Genomic DNA, 17,770 nt, shown 5'->3' on the forward strand with positions numbered 1-17,770 from the left:
TTGGCGGACTCAGGAACCGGCGAGGTGTTGGTCGAGCAGGAAGCCGTAGATCTCGTCGGCGGCGAGTTCCTCGCCGGCCAGCGTGAAATGGCTGGCATCGACGAAGTAGCGCTGGCCGCCGGGAATCCGCTGGTCCAGCCGGAGCACGGGCACGTCCATCCGTCTTGCGGTCTGCACGATCTCGCTGTTGTGGCGGTCGTAGAGGGTGTTGAGCCCCGGCAGGTCGAAGCAGGGATTGAAGTAGCGGGCCTGCTCCGACAGCCGCATCTGCACCTCCAGCGGCTGCTCCGCCCGGTAGGCACGGGCGTTGGTTGCCAGCACCAGGTCGACGCCGGCACCACGCGCAGCGGTCACTAGCCCTTCCAGCCGCTGCCGGTAAGGCAGCAGATCGATGGACGCCGGGTCCAGCCGCTTGCCGGGCATGGGCGGCGCGGAGCGCAGCGCCACCGTCTTCTTGCGCACCGCATCCACCGACAGCAGCCAGTCTGGCAGGCTGACCAGCGGCAGGCCCTCGCGCGGGGATGCCGTCGGCGTCCTGCCGGCCTTGCAGTAATCGGCAAAGTCGTTGAAGCCGGGGTACACGACCACCAGGTCGGGCTTCAGCGGCAACACGATGCGCTGCAGCATGCCCAACTGATCCGCCAACCGATAACCGGCAATCCCGGCGTTGATCACCTCCACCTTACGGTCGGGGTAGTGCTTCTGCAGCCGCTCGCGCAGCAAGGCGGAGAAAGTAGCCTCGTTAGAGCGCGCCATCTCGCCCATCACGGTGGAAGCGCCCACCACGGCAATTCGCAGGCTGCCGGGCAAGCGCGCCGGCGTCACCTCCGGGCTGCGCAGCCCCAGGCTATTGGTGCGTATCTCCACCTCGCTGCCCGGCAGCACACTGGCCGGCCGCAACAGCTTCAGGCCGGTCACCGGATCCTGTACGTAGCGCGTCTGCCCCTTGGCCAGGTTGAATACGCTCTGGCCGAAACGCAGTTGCGAACGAACCTGGAGCGCAAGCTCCAGCGCAATGAACAGCACTACCGCCGACAGCAGGACGAGGCTGATACGCCGGGCAGCACCGCCTTTCCGGGGTGCGATTTGTTGTTTTGATGCGGCGCCTTCGGCGGAAATCTCAACCCGCCCCCCCGGTGGCAGCCGCAGAATCCTGAACAGTACGGTCAGCATGATCGCCCCTAGATCAAGACTGAAAGCCATCCGGACACGACATGTCCAGACAATCCACTGCACCTATACCCAAGGGCCGCAATCTCTTGCGTTGCCCCCGTCCCCCGGCCGGGCGGCTCAAGAACCGTCCCTCCGCGAACGCACCCAGTCGACCTGGCGGCTGACGAGAAAACGCAGATACAGCGGAATCTTGGACAGCGCATACAAGGGTGCACGGACAAGATCGGGGAAGGACACGATGTCCCTGCCGCAACGCAGCCATGCCAGCAGCACCGCGCCCCCCAACAGTGCGGCGCTGCCGAACGCGATGCCGAAGGCGAGGCCGCTGGCGCCCATCAAGGCGAACAACGCGGTCACCACCGTCAGCCCCAGCACCGACAACAGCAGCAAGGCCAGCGGCGGCACGCACAGGTCCAGCGCCATCGCCGCCAGACGCAGATCGGCGCGCAGCAACGCGGAGGCCAGCATTTTCGGCGTGTCGGCAAGAATCATCCCCAGGTGACCATGCTCCCAGCGCGTACGCTGGGACTGTACGCCCTCGCCGGTGCTCGGGAACACGCTGCTGACGACCGCCTCCGGGCAGAACAGCGGCGGTGTGCCAGCGCGGGCGAGGTCCACACCCAGCTTCATGTCCTCGACGATGTGGCCGCTGGCGAGTTGGGCCTGGCTGATCATCGCCCAGGGGAAGTACATGCCGGTTCCCATCAGCTGGCAGGGCAGGCCCAGGCGTCGATAGGCCAGAGGCCGCAGCAGGTTCTTCACCATCCAGGCGAAAGCGGCGATACGGGTCTTGAGCCCGGCGTGCGGCGGCGCATGCATCAGGTACAGCGCCTGCACCGGCCGCCCGCTTTCCAGGCCGACACGGCTCAGGTAAGCCAGCGCTCCAGCTTCCAGCCGGCAGTCCGCATCGACGATGACGACCGCCTCGGGCGCCTCGGACGCCAGATGGCGCACGCCGAAGTCCAGCGCATAGCCCTTGCCGCGGCGGCTGGTGTCATGCCGCACGATGACCTCCGCGCCGGCTGCCGTCGCCAGCGCGGCGGTGTCATCGCTGCAGTTGTCCGCCACCACCAGCAGCCGGTCTCCCGCCTGCAATTGCTCACAGATGTTGCGCACGGTGGCGGTGATGCCAAGCGCCTCGTCATGCGCCGGCACGAGCACCGCGATCCGCGGCCTGCGGCCCGCCGGCAAGGCTGCCGGTTTGCGGCCAGGGAAAGACACCAGCATCTGGAAGGTAAAGAGCAGCACTGGAACCAGCAGGACCAGCGCGACAAGGATCAACAGCCCGGAGAGGATGCTCATGCGTGCGCCTCGCGGAACAGGTTGCCCAGCTTCGCCGCCTCGGTATCCACGTCATGCCGCTGCAGCACACGGGTCCGGCCCGCCTCGCCCATGCGCTCCAGCACCTCGGGCGGCGTACTCAGCACACGTTCCAGCGCGGCCGTCAGCGCTTCCACCGAGCCGGCCGGGAACAGCCAGCCGTTTTCCTCCGGCTGCACCAACTCGGGAATACCGGCCACATAGGTCGTTGCCACCGGCCGGCGAAGCGCCAGCGCCTCCATGATCACCACCGGCAGCCCCTCGGCGAAACTGGGCAGCACCAGCGCGCGAGCGGCGAGGATCTCCTCGCGCACCTGGTCGCTGCTGATCCAGCCTGTGATCCGCACTTTGCCCTGCAGCCCGTGGCGGGCGATGAGCGTCTCCACCTCGCCGCGCAACTCGCCGTCGCCGGCCAGCACCATTTCGAAATCCACGCCCTTCTTCGCCAGACCGCCCAGGGCTTCGACCAGCAGCAGTTGGCCCTTCTGCTCGCACAGCCGGCCCACGCACACCAACCGCGGCTTCTCCGGTGTGGGCACCGGCGCCACTTCGTGGAAAGCCGGCTCCAGGCCGCAATGCACCACCTTCACCCGCGGCCAGTGGCAGTGATCCACCCAGCGGAACAGTTGGCTGCGGCCGAAGGAACTGATGGCGACGACGAAGGCCGAGCGGCGCAGTTTCTCGCCGGTACCGATGAACTGGGGCTTGTCGAACTCCTCCGGGCCGTGAACGGTGAAGCTGTACGGCAGGCCGATCAAGGCCTCGATCAGCATCGCCACCTCGGCCGGATTGGTGCCGAAATGTGCATGCAGATGGCGGGCGCCGAAACCTCTCAGCGCCGGCAGTGCCCTGCAGGCTTCGGCAAAGTAGATCAGGTGCACCGGCCACGGCCGGTCCGCCCGCCAGCCCATGCGCAGCGCCAGTTTCAGTGCCGAGAAAAAGCGGCTGGGCGAGTCCTTGAAGGCATCGAACACCGACCGCAGCAGGCCACCGGCGCCGTCCTTCAGCAGGTAGGTGGTCAGCGCCTGTTCGCGCCTGTCTTCGGCGTCCACCACATCCGCATCCCAACCACGAACGGCAAGACGCAGGACTTCGAAGCCTTGTTTCTCCAGCGCCAGGATTTCGCGGCGGATGAAGCTGTGGCTGACCTTGGGATACTGGTTGACGAGATAGGCGATCTTCACCGTCCGCCCCCCGCAACCACGACCAGCTTCTCCTGCTCCGGCATGGCACCGCGGCTAGCGGGCAGGATGACGCGCGCCGGGCTGCCGACCGCGGTCGCCCCATCCGGCACGTCGCACAGCACCACCGACAGGGCCCCGATCTTGCAACCGTTGCCGATACGCACCCCGCCCAGCACCTGGGCATAGGCGCCGAACTCCACGTCGTCGCCCACCACCGGCACCGGGCCGTCCTCGTGGCGGTTGCCGATGGTGACGCCCTGTCTCAGCGTGCAGTTGCGGCCGATGACTACCTGCGGATGGATGAAGATGCCCCCGAAATGCCAGATCCGCAGGCCTCCCCCTATGGCCGCGGCCTTGGGCAGGCTGATGCCGACCGCCGTCTCCACCATGCGGAAGGCCAGCCAGTAGAGCAGAGTAAGCAGGCGCTTCAACACGCCAGCCGGCCGCCGCTCCAGCCGGCGGCCGAACCGATAGAGCGCGATCGCCCAGATGGACTGCTCCTTCAGGAAAGGGCGGCGCTCGCCGTAGCGCTGCAGGTCCGCCGCCCAATCGGGGTCACGACTCATAGATCAGCCTCTTGTTTTCATCAGATTCATTACGGCCCCTCCCGCCGCAGATCGCCGGCGACGGTGGATTCGACCCCCACGCCACTGGTCGCCGTCACCACCGGGCCGACGTTGCCGGCAGGCCAGGTGAAGCGGGCAGTCTCCCCGTCGGCAAGGTTGTTGCTGTCATAGACGATGGCGTTGCTGGTCTTGTCGCGCAGCTGAAAGCGAAGCAGTCCGCCTCCGGTGGTCCGCGCCGTCAGCTGGTAAGACTGCCCGGCCACCGGCAACGCCCAGGACAGCGGTTGCATGCCCCGATAGCTGGTGTTCACCACGCTGCTCGGTACCGGCGTAGGCGGAAAGACCACTGCCTGGCGCCAGGTCTCGTAGGTGCCGGAGGTCATCCCGCTCTGCAGCCGCCAGGGGCCGCGCATGGAAAGCAGGTTGAAATTGGTCTCCGGCGTGTAGGGTTCGCCGTTACCGTCAATCCAGCCGCCGACGCCCGTCACTTGGCGCAGCCCCTGCCGGATTCGCTCGAGATCGTTTGCGGCCGCGTTGTTCCAGCCGCCCCGGTGGAGGTTGAAGCCTGACCCGTTCTCGACATAGATCACGAAGGGGGTGCCGGTATTCCGGTCAGTCACATAAGCGCCATAGATCTGCAAGGTTTCGGCCACCTTGCGCAGCGCCGGCGTGGTGATGCTCTGCAGATTGAAGCCGGGCGGCAGCATCACCAGCGCTCCTTGCGGGATCGCGCCGGTATTGGTCGTCGCCGCATCCTTGTCCGCCGAGGTGGCGGGAAAAATGTAGGTGGGGTTCGCCGACAGGCCGTTGTAGGTCAGCGACATGGTCAGGGCGTGCGGGTAATGGGATCGGCCGTCGTCGATCTCGTGCTTGCGGATCAGGCCGCCGGACGTCGGTACCGCCGCCGCCCGCGCTCCTTGGAAGTAGTGCGCCGGATTGCCCCATCCCCTGCCGTTCAAGGGTGTCCAGGCGTACTGGGACGCCACCCAGTTACCGTCGATCTGCCGCAGCTTGTAGAAGGAATGGACGATGCCCGCCGCCGGGTCGACGATGTCCGCATGACCATCTGCCGCGCTGGCGGGGATCACGCCTGCCGGCCAGCGGGGAATGGTGATCTGCCGCCTCACCTCCGCGTCCGGGTCCCACACCCCGGCCGTACCCGGGAGACCGCTCACGGTAACCGGGGGGTCGTTTTCGCCAGCGAGAAAGACGCCGGTCGACCACGCACCCTCGGCAACCGACGGGGAATAGCTGGACTTCGGGATCACGTATTCACCAAACACGGGAGAAACCGGGCGACTGTTCCAGGGAGAACGGGCGGAAAAGAGGTTCTCGTAGGTACCCCATCTGACATTCGGCTCAGCCTGCGCCTTCGCGTGGTCAGCCTGAGTGAGGGCCAAGGTGGAGAGCACCAGGGCGGCCATCATCCACCGCCTGTTTCCATCCGTTCCATGAGCGAGTTGCAGCGTGTACATGGCGTGACTCCTTCCATGTTCGCCGGGGTAGAAACCGTTCCGCCCCGAGCATCGGTGTGCTCCCTGAAAAGAAATGTTCATGTTTTTGACGACCGTCGCCCGCAAATGCCGTGCCGCGTCAGGCTGCGCGGATCACGGGTTGGCGGACGGCCACCGGCTCCTCGCCTTCCTCTTCCATGTGTCGTAGCACGACAGCGCAACCGGCGCCGACGACGAACCAGAAGTACCAGTTGAAGGCGAGGTAGGAAAAAACATTGTCGGAGGCAGAGATGATCATGTACTCCACCACCAGGGCGATGGCGACGAAGGCGCCAAGCTTGTCTATCCGCGCCATGCGCTTCAGCGTCCGCAGCAGCCGCGCAAACAGCCAGGAAAGCGCCGCCAGCCCTGCCAGTCCGAACTCGAAGAGAGTCTGCACGTAGATGTTGTGCGCCCCGAAGTTCACGCCGCCGGAGAAAGGGAAGAAGGTCGGCGAATAGAACTTGAACGAGCCGAAGCCATAGCCGAGCAGCAGGTTTTCCGGCCTGATCCAGCGCAGGCCGTATTCCCAGATCTGCAAGCGCCAGGCAAAAGAATTCAACTTCGCGTACTGCACCACCTCGTTGCCGCTACCGAGGTCGAGCACCCGGTCGCGCACGCTGGGCACCAGCATCGCCAGCGCCGGCGCTGCCGCCAGGTAAACGAGGTAGCGGCGCTCGAACATTAGGGCATAGATGCCGAAGACGGCGAAGCAGGCCATCCAGGCACTGCGGGTCTGCGTCAGCAGCAGGAGAACGAGCAGATAGGGCACGTACAGCGTCAGGGCGCTGCGCCTCAGCGCACCCAACTGGATCCTGGGACTCTTCAGCGCATACAGCGCCAGGCACAACACCAGGGTGAGATAGAAGGCGAAGATGTTCGGGTGGGTGAAGGTGCTCTTCAGGCGATAGCCTTGGAAGCCCGCTGGCAGCCCGCTCATCAGCAGGTCCGCCAAGGCGTAGCCGGAGGGCAGCAACGAGGAGAGCAACACCAGCTTCACACAGACCTTGAAGTCCGCCTCGGTACGGACGAAATAGAAGGCCGAAAGGAACACCGCGAAATAGGAGAGGAAGCCGAGATAGCTTCGTATCGCCTCGCCCTTTTCAGGGGCGATGAAGACACAGACCAGCGCCACCAGCAGAAACACAATCCACGGCTGGGCGACCGCCCGCGGGAAACGCGCCGGCCGGCCAGCGACCAGCAGCACCGCGATAAGGATCACGAAGGCATTCACCAGACCGCCAAATCCCAGGGAAATCGGCCCGAGAGAGAACTTGGTACTGTCGAACACCAAGTCACCCGCCGCCCGGAAAAGCAGCACCATGCCAAGCAGGAACAGGCGGTCGAGGCAGAAGATGAAACCCAGCGCAATCAGCGCGGGCAACACCATCAAGCGGACGTAATTGCCCGCCATCAGGTCTGCGTAGACCGGTATCGCCAGCCCCACGAGCAGAGCGACGGCAAACGCCACCCCGCTCAGCAAGGAGGGGTGGCGCGACAGCAACTCGCCGTTCATCCCTTCATCCCTGCGCACATGCGCCCTCCCCCCGTCCCGGCGGGGAGGTGCGTCTCGCACCGGGGCTGCGGAAAGAAGCGCCAGGCAAGCATGTACATCAGTAGCCGAAACGGCGCGTCATCCGCCGCTTTGCGGTGCGCGCGAGTGCGCTGAAGCACAAACCCAGGCCCCGCACGTCCGGCGCAGCGGCGACGATCCGACGGCCGAGGCGGAAAACGTCCGGAAAGGAACCCGCCGACGAGAACACCATGAGGAAGCCATTCAACGCCTGCACCGCCTTTTCACGGGGCAATCGCGAATAGTCGTCCTCGAACTTCTCCAGTACCCGCCTGTGCCCCTGGATCAGCGACTTCGGGTTGGAGGAGATGCGGTGTTTGTCCTTGCCGTTATGTAAGTAGGAGACGAGATAGTCCTCCACGCAGCAGATCTTGGTCACCCGGCTCAGGCGGATGGACAGATCCCAGTCCTGGCAGCTGCGCAGGCTTTCGTCCAGCCCGCCCACGCCCTCGATCACCGAGCGGCGCACCAGGATGCTGGAGAAGGTGCCGACATAATTGGCGACCAGCAGGGACTCGAAGGCCCAGCCGTCCAGGGTGTAATTGGAGCGGGAAACCTCCTGGCCCTCGTTGTCCCGGCCGATGAACCAGGTGTAGACGACGCCATAGTCCGGCCCCCGGCTTTCAATGCAAGCCAGTTGCTGCGCCAGCTTCTCCGGCGCCCAGGTATCGTCGCTGTCCAGGAAAGCAATGAACTCACCGCGCGCAGCCCTGATGCCGGTATTCCGCGCAGCCGCTCCGCCCCAGTTCTGGGCATGGGCGATGTACTGGATACGGGGATCCTCCACCGAGGCAACGCGGGCCTTGGTGTCGTCCGCCGAGGCATCGTCCACAACGATGATCTCGAAGTCCTGGAAGGTCTGCGTCAGCACGCTCTGCAGGCAAGCGACGATGGTGTGCCCACGGTTGTAGGAGGGGATGACGACACTGACCCGCGGTGTGTCCAGCTGCGCGGCGGCAGCGTCCGGTGCGACGACGGCGTTCGTCACTTCTTCCTGTACCAGCATGTCCATCACTCAGTTCCCGTTCATGACAGAGCCGACCACTACTGCGCCGGACTGGCTGAGCCGCTCTGCATAGCGCTTCACCTCGCCCATGCGGCTCCTGTCCCGACGGGCCACCATCAGGGCGCCATGCGTGCGCACTGCGACCATCGCGCCGTCCGCATAGCGGTTACCCGCCGGCGTATCGACGATGACCACATCGAAACTGCTCGAGTACTGCTGCAGCAACTGCCCCAGCACGGGCCGCGCCAGCAACTCCTGGGGATTCGGCGGCACTACGCCGGCCTGCAGGATGGAAAGCGAGAGCAGGTCGGGCACCCGCTGCACCGCCTCCGGCGCCGGCCGCCCTGCCAGGAGCGTGGACAGGCCACTGCGTTCCTGGAGGCCGAACAGCGTGTGGAGAGCGGGCTTGCGCAGATCGGCATCGATCAGCAGCGTCCGCTCGCCCAACTGGGAGAACAGCACCGCCAGATTCGCCGCCAGCCAGGAGCGCCCCTCCCCGCTTCCCGGACTGACCACGGCGAGCGCGCGACGCCCTTCCACCGGATCGAACCAGCGCAGCATCAACTGGCTGCGCAGCGCCCGCAGGGACTCCACCTGGGGCGAGAAAGGATCGTAGGCAGCAACGACCTGCGGGGAAACCTTGCTCTCGCCGCGCTGCAGATAGGGATAGTCGAACTGGCGCGCCAGTGCATAGTGGATATCGTTGTTGTTCGCCAGGCCGAGGACGACGGCGGCCTCGCCGAACCTCAGCCCCTTTTCCCGCTGCAGGCGGAGGATGCGTTCGGTCTGGTCGGCATTGAGCCGCCCGGCATCGATCAGGATGGACCCGATGGAGCGTTCCGCGGGCGGACGAAAAGGCGTAGTGGCCGGTGCGTTCATGGCATCAATATCCTTCTGCGGGACGACGGAACAAGCGGGCAAGGAAACCGCCAGCCAGCGCTTCGCCGGCAGAAGGAATCACACCCAGGATGGGAACATCGGGAAGGCTGGAAAGATCGTCCTCGCCACGTACTCGCCTATCCGCCAGTTCGATCAGCAATGCACTGCCGACGCCCAGTACGCCGCCCACGATGATCGCCAGCAACAGATTGACCAGCAGGCGCGGGCCCGACGGCCACAGGGGTTCGGTCGCGGGCGTCAGCACTGCGACGTTGGTCTGCTGCGTCTGGCTTTCCAGGTTGGTGGTCGCCAGCCGCTGAGTGACCAAGTCGTAAGCACGCTGGGCCGCCTCGACGTCGCGCTGGAGCACCGCGATGCTGTCGCGATGGGCCTTCAGTTCCAGCACCCGGGCCTTCTGCGCCTCGACCGCCGCAGCGATTTCCTCCTCGCGCGCCGCACTGATCCGGCTAGTGGTTCCGAGCGAGGCGGCGATACGCTGTGTCTCCGAGCCAATACGCTGGCGCAACGAACCGATCTCCGCCGCCACCTTGCCAACCTCAGGGTGATTCGGGCCGAGGCGGCCACGCAACTGGTCGCGCTCGGCTTCCTTGCGGGCAAGCTCGGATTTGAGATTCGAGATCAGCGGATTCTGGGTGACCTCTGGCAGCAGTTCCGCAGCGCCGGACTGGCTCTGGCGGGAGCGGCTGTCCGCCCGCAGCCCCTGGACCGCGACCAGCTGGGTGGAGAGTTCGGCCAATCTGGCGGTTTCCACGTCCAAGCGCCCGTCGGAAGCGATGATCTGATGCTGCTGCTCGTAGTCGGACAGACGCTTCTGCGCCGCTTCCAGATCGTCGCGCAGCCCCTTCGTCCGCTCATCGAACCAGCTCGCGTACTGGCGGGCCGGCTCCACCTTCAGTTCGAGCGCAGTGTCGATGTAGGCCTGAGCAAAGGCGTTGACCACCATCGCCACGAATTCGGGATTGCTGCCGGTGTAGGACAAAGTGATGACATTGCTCTCGCGCGCCGGCTTCACGTCCAGTCGCGACTTCAGTGCCGAGGCGAGCCATACCTTGATGTCCCCCCTGCCCTCGGTCGCCTCCTGCCACATCTCCTGGAACTGGGGCTGCTTATCCAGCCCGGTGATGTCTATCACCCGCTGGGCGACCCGATCCGAGGCGATGATGTCCACCTGGGTGGCGATATAGCTCGCCATCATCTGCGAAGGAATCATGTTGCCGAGAATGGGATCGGCGGACTTCGCATCCACGACCAGCGCAGCCTGCGCGGTGTATTTCTTCGGCAGGATCAGGCTCACCGCGGCGGCCGCCACCACAACGATGGCAAGCACACCGCAGATGACACGGAAGCGGGCGCGAAGAATGAGTAGGAATTGCTGTAAGGTCATACGTCACCCCGCTTCAGAACAGGCTTTCCTTGACGTAGATAACGTCATTCGGCTGCAGCAGATCGTCCAGACTGGGCTCGATCACCTTCACGGTGCCGTCGGCATCACGGCGGTGGATGCGCAGCCCGCGCACCGTTCCACGCAGTGTCGTCCCGCCCCCAGTGGCGAGCCCCTGCATCACGCTCATGCTGCGCTCGAGGCGATAAGCCCCTGCACGCTGCACCTCGCCGTAGATGTAAAACACGCTTTCCTTCGCGGCGTAGATCACGTCTCCGCCGGACAGCAACACGTCGTCGTCCTCATTGCCTGGCTGGAACAGCGCGGCAACGTCGATCTCGCGCCGGAAGCGCTTGCCATCACGCGTTCCGACCAACACCACCACGTCGGCGCCGCCATTGGCGATCCCGCCGCCGGTCGCCAACAAATCGGTTACCCGCAGATTGAAGGTCTCCAAAGGGTAGCGCCCGGGCTTGTTTACATGGCCAAGCACAGCGACCTGGTTGCCGCGGATCTGCACCGGCAGCACCGTCACCTGGGGCTGCAGGACGAAACCACCGCGTTTCAGGCGATCCGCAATCAGCGCCTCGGCTGCAGAGACCGCCTTGCCACCCACGGCAACCGCCCCGATCAGCGGAAAGGTGAGCATGCCGGTCTCGGAGACTCGCCCTTCAGTGGTCAGATCCGGGTTCTGGAAAACCGAGATGCGCACAATATCGCCCGCACCCAGAACGTATTCACGCGAACCATCGGCCGCTCGGCTTGCCGGGGAAAAACATTGCAGAAATAAGAACAGAAGAAGCGAGAACGTACGGAGCGATGTGGAAGACAGCATTCGAGCCATGCCTTTGTCGTTGAAATTATGTTGTCAGCAGCGCGCGAAACCGGCTTACTCGGCAGCGCTCTGGTGATGCTCCAGTGCAAGCCGGGCGGCATCCACCTCCGGCTCTCCTCCCTGGGCGTATTCGATTTCCGCCCCTGCGCGCAGCCTCTTCAACTCACTGCGGGCCAACTCCACCTTGCGCGAATTGCTGATGTAGCGCTCGATCAACGGTCGCGCCTCCTTCTCGCCAATAGGCTTCAGATGCGAAGCGGCGAGATGGATCAGGGACACCCCTTTATCACTCTGGCTGATCATCAGTTGGCCATCTTTCATGCGTGCGAACGCGGGGAGACTCTCCAGTGGTAACTCTTCCGCCGGTTTCACCGCACTTACAAGGTGATATGCGATGCGCTCCGCCTCCAGCCATTCAGTCACTTGCTGTAGGCCCACAGCCTGTTCCACCTGCAGCCGCAATTCGTCGAAACGTTCGCCCAGAGACGGGAGTTGCAACTCCTGCAAACTGTAGATGCGGCGTTCGGCAAACAGCGCAGGATTGTCCCGGTAAAAAGCTGCAATCTCAGCTTCGGAGGGAGGAACGCTCTCGCTGGTCACCTGCTCCAGATACGCGCGAGCCAGGATTTCCCGCCGAGCAGCTTCGATCGAGTAGAGGACGCGCGGATCCTTGTCCAATCTCCTGTCCCTCGCCTGCTGGACCATCAACTCCTGATCGATCAAGCGCTCCAGCACTTTCTCGGCCGGGCGCCCCTCGATCGCACCCGACGCTGCGCTGCCGTGCTCCAGCACGGTCTTCAGTTCGTTTGATTGAATCTCCCGGTCGTTCACCTTGGCGACCACATCAAAGGTCGCCCGACCATCGGCCTCGCCTTTGCTGCATGCAACCAGCGTGAGCGAAACCAACAACACGGATGGCAAAGCCAAACGTCCAAGTCGAAGCATCGAATAATCCGCAGAAAAGACTCGAGAACCTGCACAACCGCACGAGCCCCTGCCGGTGCGGCGCGCAAACCTCAGCGAGCAATAAGACGACGTCGGGCGATCAGCGCAAACAGGCCAAGCGCACTCAATAGCAACGGAGAAATTCCCGTCTCCGCTTCTTCCCCGTCTGCCAGGGAAAAACGAAGCGCGACGCGATCAGCGAAGGTGGAGGCTTCGCCCTCCAGGGAGCGCGATATGGAAAGAACTCCACCGCCCCCCTGCGAAGGGTCCATAACCAAGGAATTAACCATCACGACGGGAGGGAGAGCAGCCGCCTCCCTGATTGTTGTTGTAGAACCCAGGTTCTTCGCCGAATGAAAAGCCACTTCGCCCGCCAGCAAAGACGGGGCCGAATATGCACTCCTCGGCGTTTCGTCGTAACTTACAGGGGCTACGACCCCTTGCAGTTCAAGCGCTCTGGCGCTGACCCCCGGAATGATCCATATCACGCCAGCCGCAACAAGAATCAGCTTCTTCCTGATGGAGGACATCACCGCCACCTCTCTTAAAGCAATATGGGGGCTGAAGCCATCAATGGCCTCAGAACGTCTGCAAGCATCGTGCGTGCCCGCGACTTTCGGAAAACTCCAACGCCTGAAGCGTTAAATATTGCTATGCAACATAGCAATCAATACGGGTAGCGTCAACGCTTCACAAACACCGTTTCAATTATGTTCTTTGCTCCCAGCACGCCTGCCAAAGCGGCTCCCAGCTTCTATAACAGGATCGCCTTGAGCACTTTGTGCAACGCACCGAGTTAGTGCCAAAGCGCCCCATCTCGAAGCAAATATAAGGAGATTCTTAAAATAGAAAACGCATCGACAGAGCTGCAGAGCTTGCTTCGTACCGATTTAGTACTTCCGACGCATTCCTCTTCTGCTTTTGCAGCGTCAGTAAAAAAGTCAATGCCCGGAGGGGCTTGTACTCAAGGGACAAGCCATAGCGATGACTGCTATCCGCATCTCGTGAGGCCACGATATTCGAGGTCTGCAGTTGTGGATCTCCACCGTAATCGCGCCTACGCCATTCCAACCCGGCACCCAGGATCATCTTGTCGGTAAGGGCCCACTTCGGCGCCAACACCACTGCCTCTGTAATCGCATAGTTCGCAGCCACATCCTGCTGGGCGCCAACCTCCCTACGCACACTGAGGGAGACGGAGGTCTTCGCCGTAGCTTTCCAATCAATACCCAAGCGGCCAGTCGTACCCACGAAATCCCTGTTGGGGGCAAATCTGTATTCCAGCCGTGTCCGCCCGATGAAGCCAGAAACCCTTGTGGCCCCAGTAAGTTGCCACTCGCTTCCCAATCTCACCTCCTGCTGTTCATAGTCCCGTATTGAGCCGGCTTCGGCAGCCCGATTGGGATAGCGCCCGGTGGTCTCCCTTACCGTCAGCACAACACGGTTCTCGGTCGGCGGACGATAGGTCAAATTGAAATCGACAGTATTCGCGTCGAAATCCCCAATCCGGCTGTTCTCCTCGTCAAAACGACTCTTGGTACGGGCGAAGCCCACACCGGTTGCCCAGCGCGGATGCCACCAGAAATCCGCCGTCGCTGCTGATCGGACATAGGTGTTGATGTTCAGCTCCGAACCCCGCACCTCATCGAATCCGGTCATGCTCTCACGGTACATGTGGCTGACCAGCCCGCTCCAACGGTTTCCGACCTGCCAGTCCCAATAAAGACGCACATCCGGGCTATCGTGGTCAAGATCACTGTGTTCCATGTAGCGGGAACTGGTCAGCCCGACCTCAGCACGCAAGCGCTGCCTGCTGTACTCCTGGTCGAAACGCAATCCGACGCCGCTTGTACTGATGGTGTCGTGGCGCGTTCCTCTCGGCGCCTCTGCGCCATCAGACAAACGATATAAGTTGTCCTCATAGCGGAAGGACTGGCTCACGTAGAAATTCAAGGCATCTCCCTCGTCCGCAAGTGCACCATCAACCCCTACAGCAAGAACCAACGGCACGACACTCAAGATGGGCCACGAAGGTTTCATTCGGATAACGAAGTCCATGTAGAAGATCAGTCTAGCCGAGGGCCAGGGCACCTCGTCCTTGTCCTTGTAAGCGCCTTACGCCATCCCCAAAGGCCCAATGCAGCACCCCACTACTACCTTAGCTCAGGAATGACAGTTGCTAAATGCAAAACGAAAAATCAAGAACTTAAAACAATAACCATTTGAATATAAAATGAATTTTTTACCATAAATAGGTATAAATGCAGTAAATCATGGCTAGCATTTATGTTACATCGCACTATGGATGAGAAAAGATCATCGCAATCATTTTCTTACATCTCGTCATTCCTCGAAGCGGCCTGCCATGAGATGCTCGCCCACCCTGACGGCATCAGCCGGATTGAAAGGCGGCGTAGGGCTGCTATAGTAATTAGCATGCTGCGACGCACAACCACAAAGTGCCCGACATTATGCTTGCGACTCTGGATAGACAAGGAAATAACCTCCTTCGCAATAGCTTCACAATTGCGGGATTAGTGGAAGCCTTTCTTGATCCCCTCATTGTTGTCGGGGTTTTATTGGGTTGCGCCATTTATTATGACGAACGTCTAGGCTCACCTTTCATTCTTCTGAGTGTTTTCGCATTTTCCCTGACATTTCCGGGCAATATTCGACTTCACGAATCCCCGAAAGGCATAGTGCGGAAGGTGGCGATGAACTGGCTGCTTTTTCTGGCGATAGTGGGTGGCTTTGGCTATGTAAGCGGCTATCTGCGGTACTTCTCGGAGTCTCTTTTGCTTGCTTGGGCCGCCTTGACCCCCGCTGCCCTAGTGGGAGCCCACCTGCTCGCTCGCCTGGCCGTACCGAAAGTAATATCGCTGGGCGCACAGCGGATGGCAGTCGTCGCTGGTGTAAACGAGATCGGCCTCAAACTGGCCCAGCAATTCCAAGAGAACCCCTATCTGGGAACTCAGGTGCTGGGCTTCTTCGATGATCGGTCCCCAAAGCGCCTGCCATCGGGGGAGGAGGCAACGCCGCTTGGTCGTCTCTCAGAACTTGCCGAATTCGTGAAGCGCCACCAGGTCGACGCCATCTATCTCGCACTGCCGATGGCAACCCAGCCTCGCATCTTGGCCTTACTGGATGATCTGAAGGACACCACCGCATCCATCTACTTCGTGCCCGACATCTTTGTCACCGACCTGATCCAAGGCAGGGTTGACAATGTGGGCGGCATGGCAGTGGTCGCCGTCTGCGACACGCCCTTCACCGGCCTCAACAACGTGGTGAAGCGGCTGTCCGATATCGTGCTCTCCAGCTTCATCCTCCTGATGCTGACGCCCATCCTTCTGGCACTCGCCGCCGGGGTCAAGCTGTCCTCTCCCGGCCCGGCGATCTTCAAACAGCGTCGGTATGGCCTGGATGGCAAGGAGATACTGGTCTACAAGTTCCGCTCAATGACGGTGTGTGACGACGGCGCAGTGGTCAAACAGGCTACTCGCAACGACCAGCGCATCACCCCGTTCGGCGCTTTCATCCGGCGTACCTCGCTGGACGAACTACCCCAATTCTTCAATGTCCTGCAGGGCAGGATGAGCATCGTCGGCCCCCGCCCGCACGCGGTGGCTCACAACGAGACGTATCGCAAATTGATCAAGGGCTACATGGTCCGCCACAAGGTGAAACCCGGCATCACGGGCTGGGCGCAGGTGAACGGCTATCGAGGCGAAACCGAGACGGTGGACAAGATGGAGAAGCGCATCGAGTACGACCTTGAATACCTGCGCAATTGGTCCCTCGGCCTTGATCTGTGGATCATCGTCAAAACCTTCCTGCTGGTCATCAAGGACCGTAATGCTTACTAGGGATTTGGCTCATTCGCTCAGCCATTGCTCGGAAAGGCAAACTGCATGCCCTCCAGGCCGCTGGCCTGCCAGCGCTGAGTGATGGTCTTACGGCGCGTATAGAAGCGCACTGCATCCGGTCCGTAGGCGTACAAATCGCCGAAAAGCGAGCGCTTCCAGCCTCCAAAACTCTGACAAGCCACCGGCACCGGCAAAGGCACGTTGACGCCAACCATACCGGCCTGCACCGCATTGGAAAACACTCGGGCCACCCCACCGTCGCGGGTGAACACGCAGACACCATTGCCAAACTCATGGGCATTCACGGCCTCGATTGCTTCCGCCAGTGTTTTCACCCGGAGCACAGCCAACACCGGGCCAAAAATCTCCTCGCGGTAAATACGCATCTCCCGGGTGACGTGATCAAACAGCGTTCCGCCCAGGAAATAGCCCGGCCCGTCCGCCGCCGGATTGTTGCGTCCATCCACCACGAGTAGAGCCCCCTCCTCCACCCCTAGTCGGATGTATCCGCTCACCTTCTGCTTGTGCTCTGCCGTGACCAAAGGCCCCATATCCCACCCTTTGGCAACACCGTTGCCTATCCTCAGGGACTCAACCTTCGGCGCGAGGCGCCGCACCAAGTCATCCGCCACCTCTTGTCCCACCGCGACAACGACCGAGATCGCCATGCAACGTTCGCCGCAGGAGCCGTAGGCTGCTCCCATGAGCGCATCGACCGCCACTTCCAGATCTGCATCGGGCATCACCACAGCGTGGTTCTTCGCCCCTCCGAGCGCTTGCACCCGCTTGCCCTGAGCAGTACCCCTGGCGTAGATGTATTCAGCAATCGGGGTCGAACCCACAAAGCTCACAGCCTTCACCCTGGGGTCGCCGAGCAGCGCATCGACCGCTTCCCTGTCGCCATTCACCACATTGAAGACGCCAGGGGGAGCTCCTGCTGCGGTCAGGAGCTCCGCAAGAATCATGGCAGTTGAAGGATCCTTCTCTGAAGGTTTCAGCACAAAGGTGTTACCGCAAGCCAGCGCCATCGGGAACATCCACATGGGCACCATCGCCGGAAAGTTGAACGGAGTGATGCCGGCGACAACCCCCAGTGGGGGAAACTCGGACCAGGAGTCGATCTCAGGTCCGACATCCCGGCTGTGTTCTCCCTTCAGAAACTCCGACGCTCCACAAGCGTACTCAACCACCTCTATTCCGCGGGCCAGTTCTCCCTGGGCATCCTCCCAGACCTTGCCATGCTCTCCGACGATGGCGGCGACCAGTCGGTCAGAGTTCTCCTCCAGCAATGCCTTGTAACGGAACAGGATACGTGTCCGCTTCAAGGGGGGAGTTGCACGCCAAGCGGGAAACGCTGCCTCAGCAGCGGCTACAGCGCCTGACACCACCTCCGCAGTCGCCATCGCCACTTCGCAGGCAACTTCCCCCAGCGCTGTCAGGCGACATCGTAAATTGACCCCCTAGCGACACGAGGAATTGCCCCCCTCGCTCGCAAGGAGGGCATCGTTGGAAACGAAGCACATTGAGG

At 62.3% G+C, this 17,770-nt stretch carries 15 protein-coding genes; 1 reads left to right on the forward strand and 14 read right to left on the reverse strand.

Annotated features, from left to right (window positions below; genetic code table 11):
• Positions 1 to 9: 9 nt before the first annotated feature.
• The 13 genes from C7389_RS23395 to epsL form a co-directional block, all read right to left on the reverse strand.
• Positions 10 to 1,173, reverse strand: a complete 1,164-nt coding sequence (locus C7389_RS23395; RefSeq protein WP_162851826.1) for an SGNH/GDSL hydrolase family protein — start codon at positions 1,171 to 1,173, stop codon at positions 10 to 12.
• Between the two features lie 117 nt (positions 1,174 to 1,290).
• On the reverse strand, positions 1,291 to 2,475 hold the full coding sequence (locus tag C7389_RS23400; RefSeq protein ID WP_133595083.1) for a glycosyltransferase family 2 protein: 1,185 nt from the start codon (positions 2,473 to 2,475) through the stop codon (positions 1,291 to 1,293).
• A complete protein-coding gene (locus tag C7389_RS23405; RefSeq protein WP_133595084.1) occupies positions 2,472 to 3,677 on the reverse strand; it encodes a glycosyltransferase in 1,206 nt (401 codons plus the stop codon). The genes C7389_RS23400 and C7389_RS23405 overlap by 4 nt, the downstream gene beginning before the upstream one ends.
• Positions 3,674 to 4,243, reverse strand: a complete 570-nt coding sequence (locus tag C7389_RS23410) for a serine O-acetyltransferase (protein ID WP_133595085.1) — start codon at positions 4,241 to 4,243, stop codon at positions 3,674 to 3,676. Before C7389_RS23410 ends, C7389_RS23405 begins: the two co-directional genes overlap by 4 nt.
• 29 nt (positions 4,244 to 4,272) lie before the next feature.
• On the reverse strand, positions 4,273 to 5,718 hold the full coding sequence (locus tag C7389_RS23415; RefSeq protein ID WP_211168536.1) for an Atrophin-1 multi-domain protein: 1,446 nt from the start codon (positions 5,716 to 5,718) through the stop codon (positions 4,273 to 4,275).
• A gap of 118 nt (positions 5,719 to 5,836) precedes the next feature.
• Positions 5,837 to 7,252: an O-antigen ligase family protein gene (locus tag C7389_RS23420; protein WP_246034949.1), complete on the reverse strand. Its 1,416-nt coding sequence runs from the start codon at positions 7,250 to 7,252 to the stop codon at positions 5,837 to 5,839.
• Positions 7,253 to 7,349: 97 nt separating this feature from the next.
• A complete protein-coding gene (locus tag C7389_RS23425; RefSeq protein WP_246034950.1) occupies positions 7,350 to 8,321 on the reverse strand; it encodes a glycosyltransferase family 2 protein in 972 nt (323 codons plus the stop codon).
• 3 nt (positions 8,322 to 8,324) lie between these two features.
• Positions 8,325 to 9,194, reverse strand: coding sequence for a chain length determinant protein tyrosine kinase EpsG (gene epsG / locus C7389_RS23430; RefSeq protein ID WP_133595086.1), 870 nt, complete (start codon positions 9,192 to 9,194; stop codon positions 8,325 to 8,327).
• Between the two features lie 4 nt (positions 9,195 to 9,198).
• Positions 9,199 to 10,599, reverse strand: a complete 1,401-nt coding sequence (epsF, locus tag C7389_RS23435; RefSeq protein WP_133595087.1) for a chain length determinant protein EpsF — start codon at positions 10,597 to 10,599, stop codon at positions 9,199 to 9,201.
• Between the two features lie 13 nt (positions 10,600 to 10,612).
• A complete protein-coding gene (gene epsE, locus C7389_RS23440; RefSeq protein ID WP_211168537.1) occupies positions 10,613 to 11,440 on the reverse strand; it encodes a polysaccharide export protein EpsE in 828 nt (275 codons plus the stop codon).
• Between the two features lie 45 nt (positions 11,441 to 11,485).
• A complete protein-coding gene (locus tag C7389_RS23445; RefSeq protein ID WP_133595088.1) occupies positions 11,486 to 12,376 on the reverse strand; it encodes an EpsD family peptidyl-prolyl cis-trans isomerase in 891 nt (296 codons plus the stop codon).
• Positions 12,377 to 12,447: 71 nt separating this feature from the next.
• A complete protein-coding gene (locus tag C7389_RS23450) occupies positions 12,448 to 12,906 on the reverse strand; it encodes a hypothetical protein (protein WP_133595089.1) in 459 nt (152 codons plus the stop codon).
• Between the two features lie 310 nt (positions 12,907 to 13,216).
• Entirely contained in the window at positions 13,217 to 14,434 is a 1,218-nt protein-coding gene (epsL, locus tag C7389_RS23455; protein WP_246034951.1) for an XrtB/PEP-CTERM-associated polysaccharide biosynthesis outer membrane protein EpsL, read from the reverse strand.
• Between the two features lie 413 nt (positions 14,435 to 14,847).
• On the opposite strand from epsL, the gene C7389_RS23460 reads away from it, so the two are divergent.
• Positions 14,848 to 16,242, forward strand: coding sequence for an undecaprenyl-phosphate glucose phosphotransferase (locus C7389_RS23460; RefSeq protein ID WP_133595096.1), 1,395 nt, complete (start codon positions 14,848 to 14,850; stop codon positions 16,240 to 16,242).
• A gap of 17 nt (positions 16,243 to 16,259) precedes the next feature.
• On the opposite strand, the gene C7389_RS23465 is transcribed toward C7389_RS23460, so the two are convergent.
• Positions 16,260 to 17,681, reverse strand: coding sequence for a CoA-acylating methylmalonate-semialdehyde dehydrogenase (locus C7389_RS23465; RefSeq protein ID WP_133595090.1), 1,422 nt, complete (start codon positions 17,679 to 17,681; stop codon positions 16,260 to 16,262).
• Positions 17,682 to 17,770 lie beyond the last annotated feature (89 nt).

Origin of the sequence: Azoarcus indigens (assembly GCF_004361735.1) — a bacterium.
Classification (GTDB): domain Bacteria; phylum Pseudomonadota; class Gammaproteobacteria; order Burkholderiales; family Rhodocyclaceae; genus Azoarcus; species Azoarcus indigens.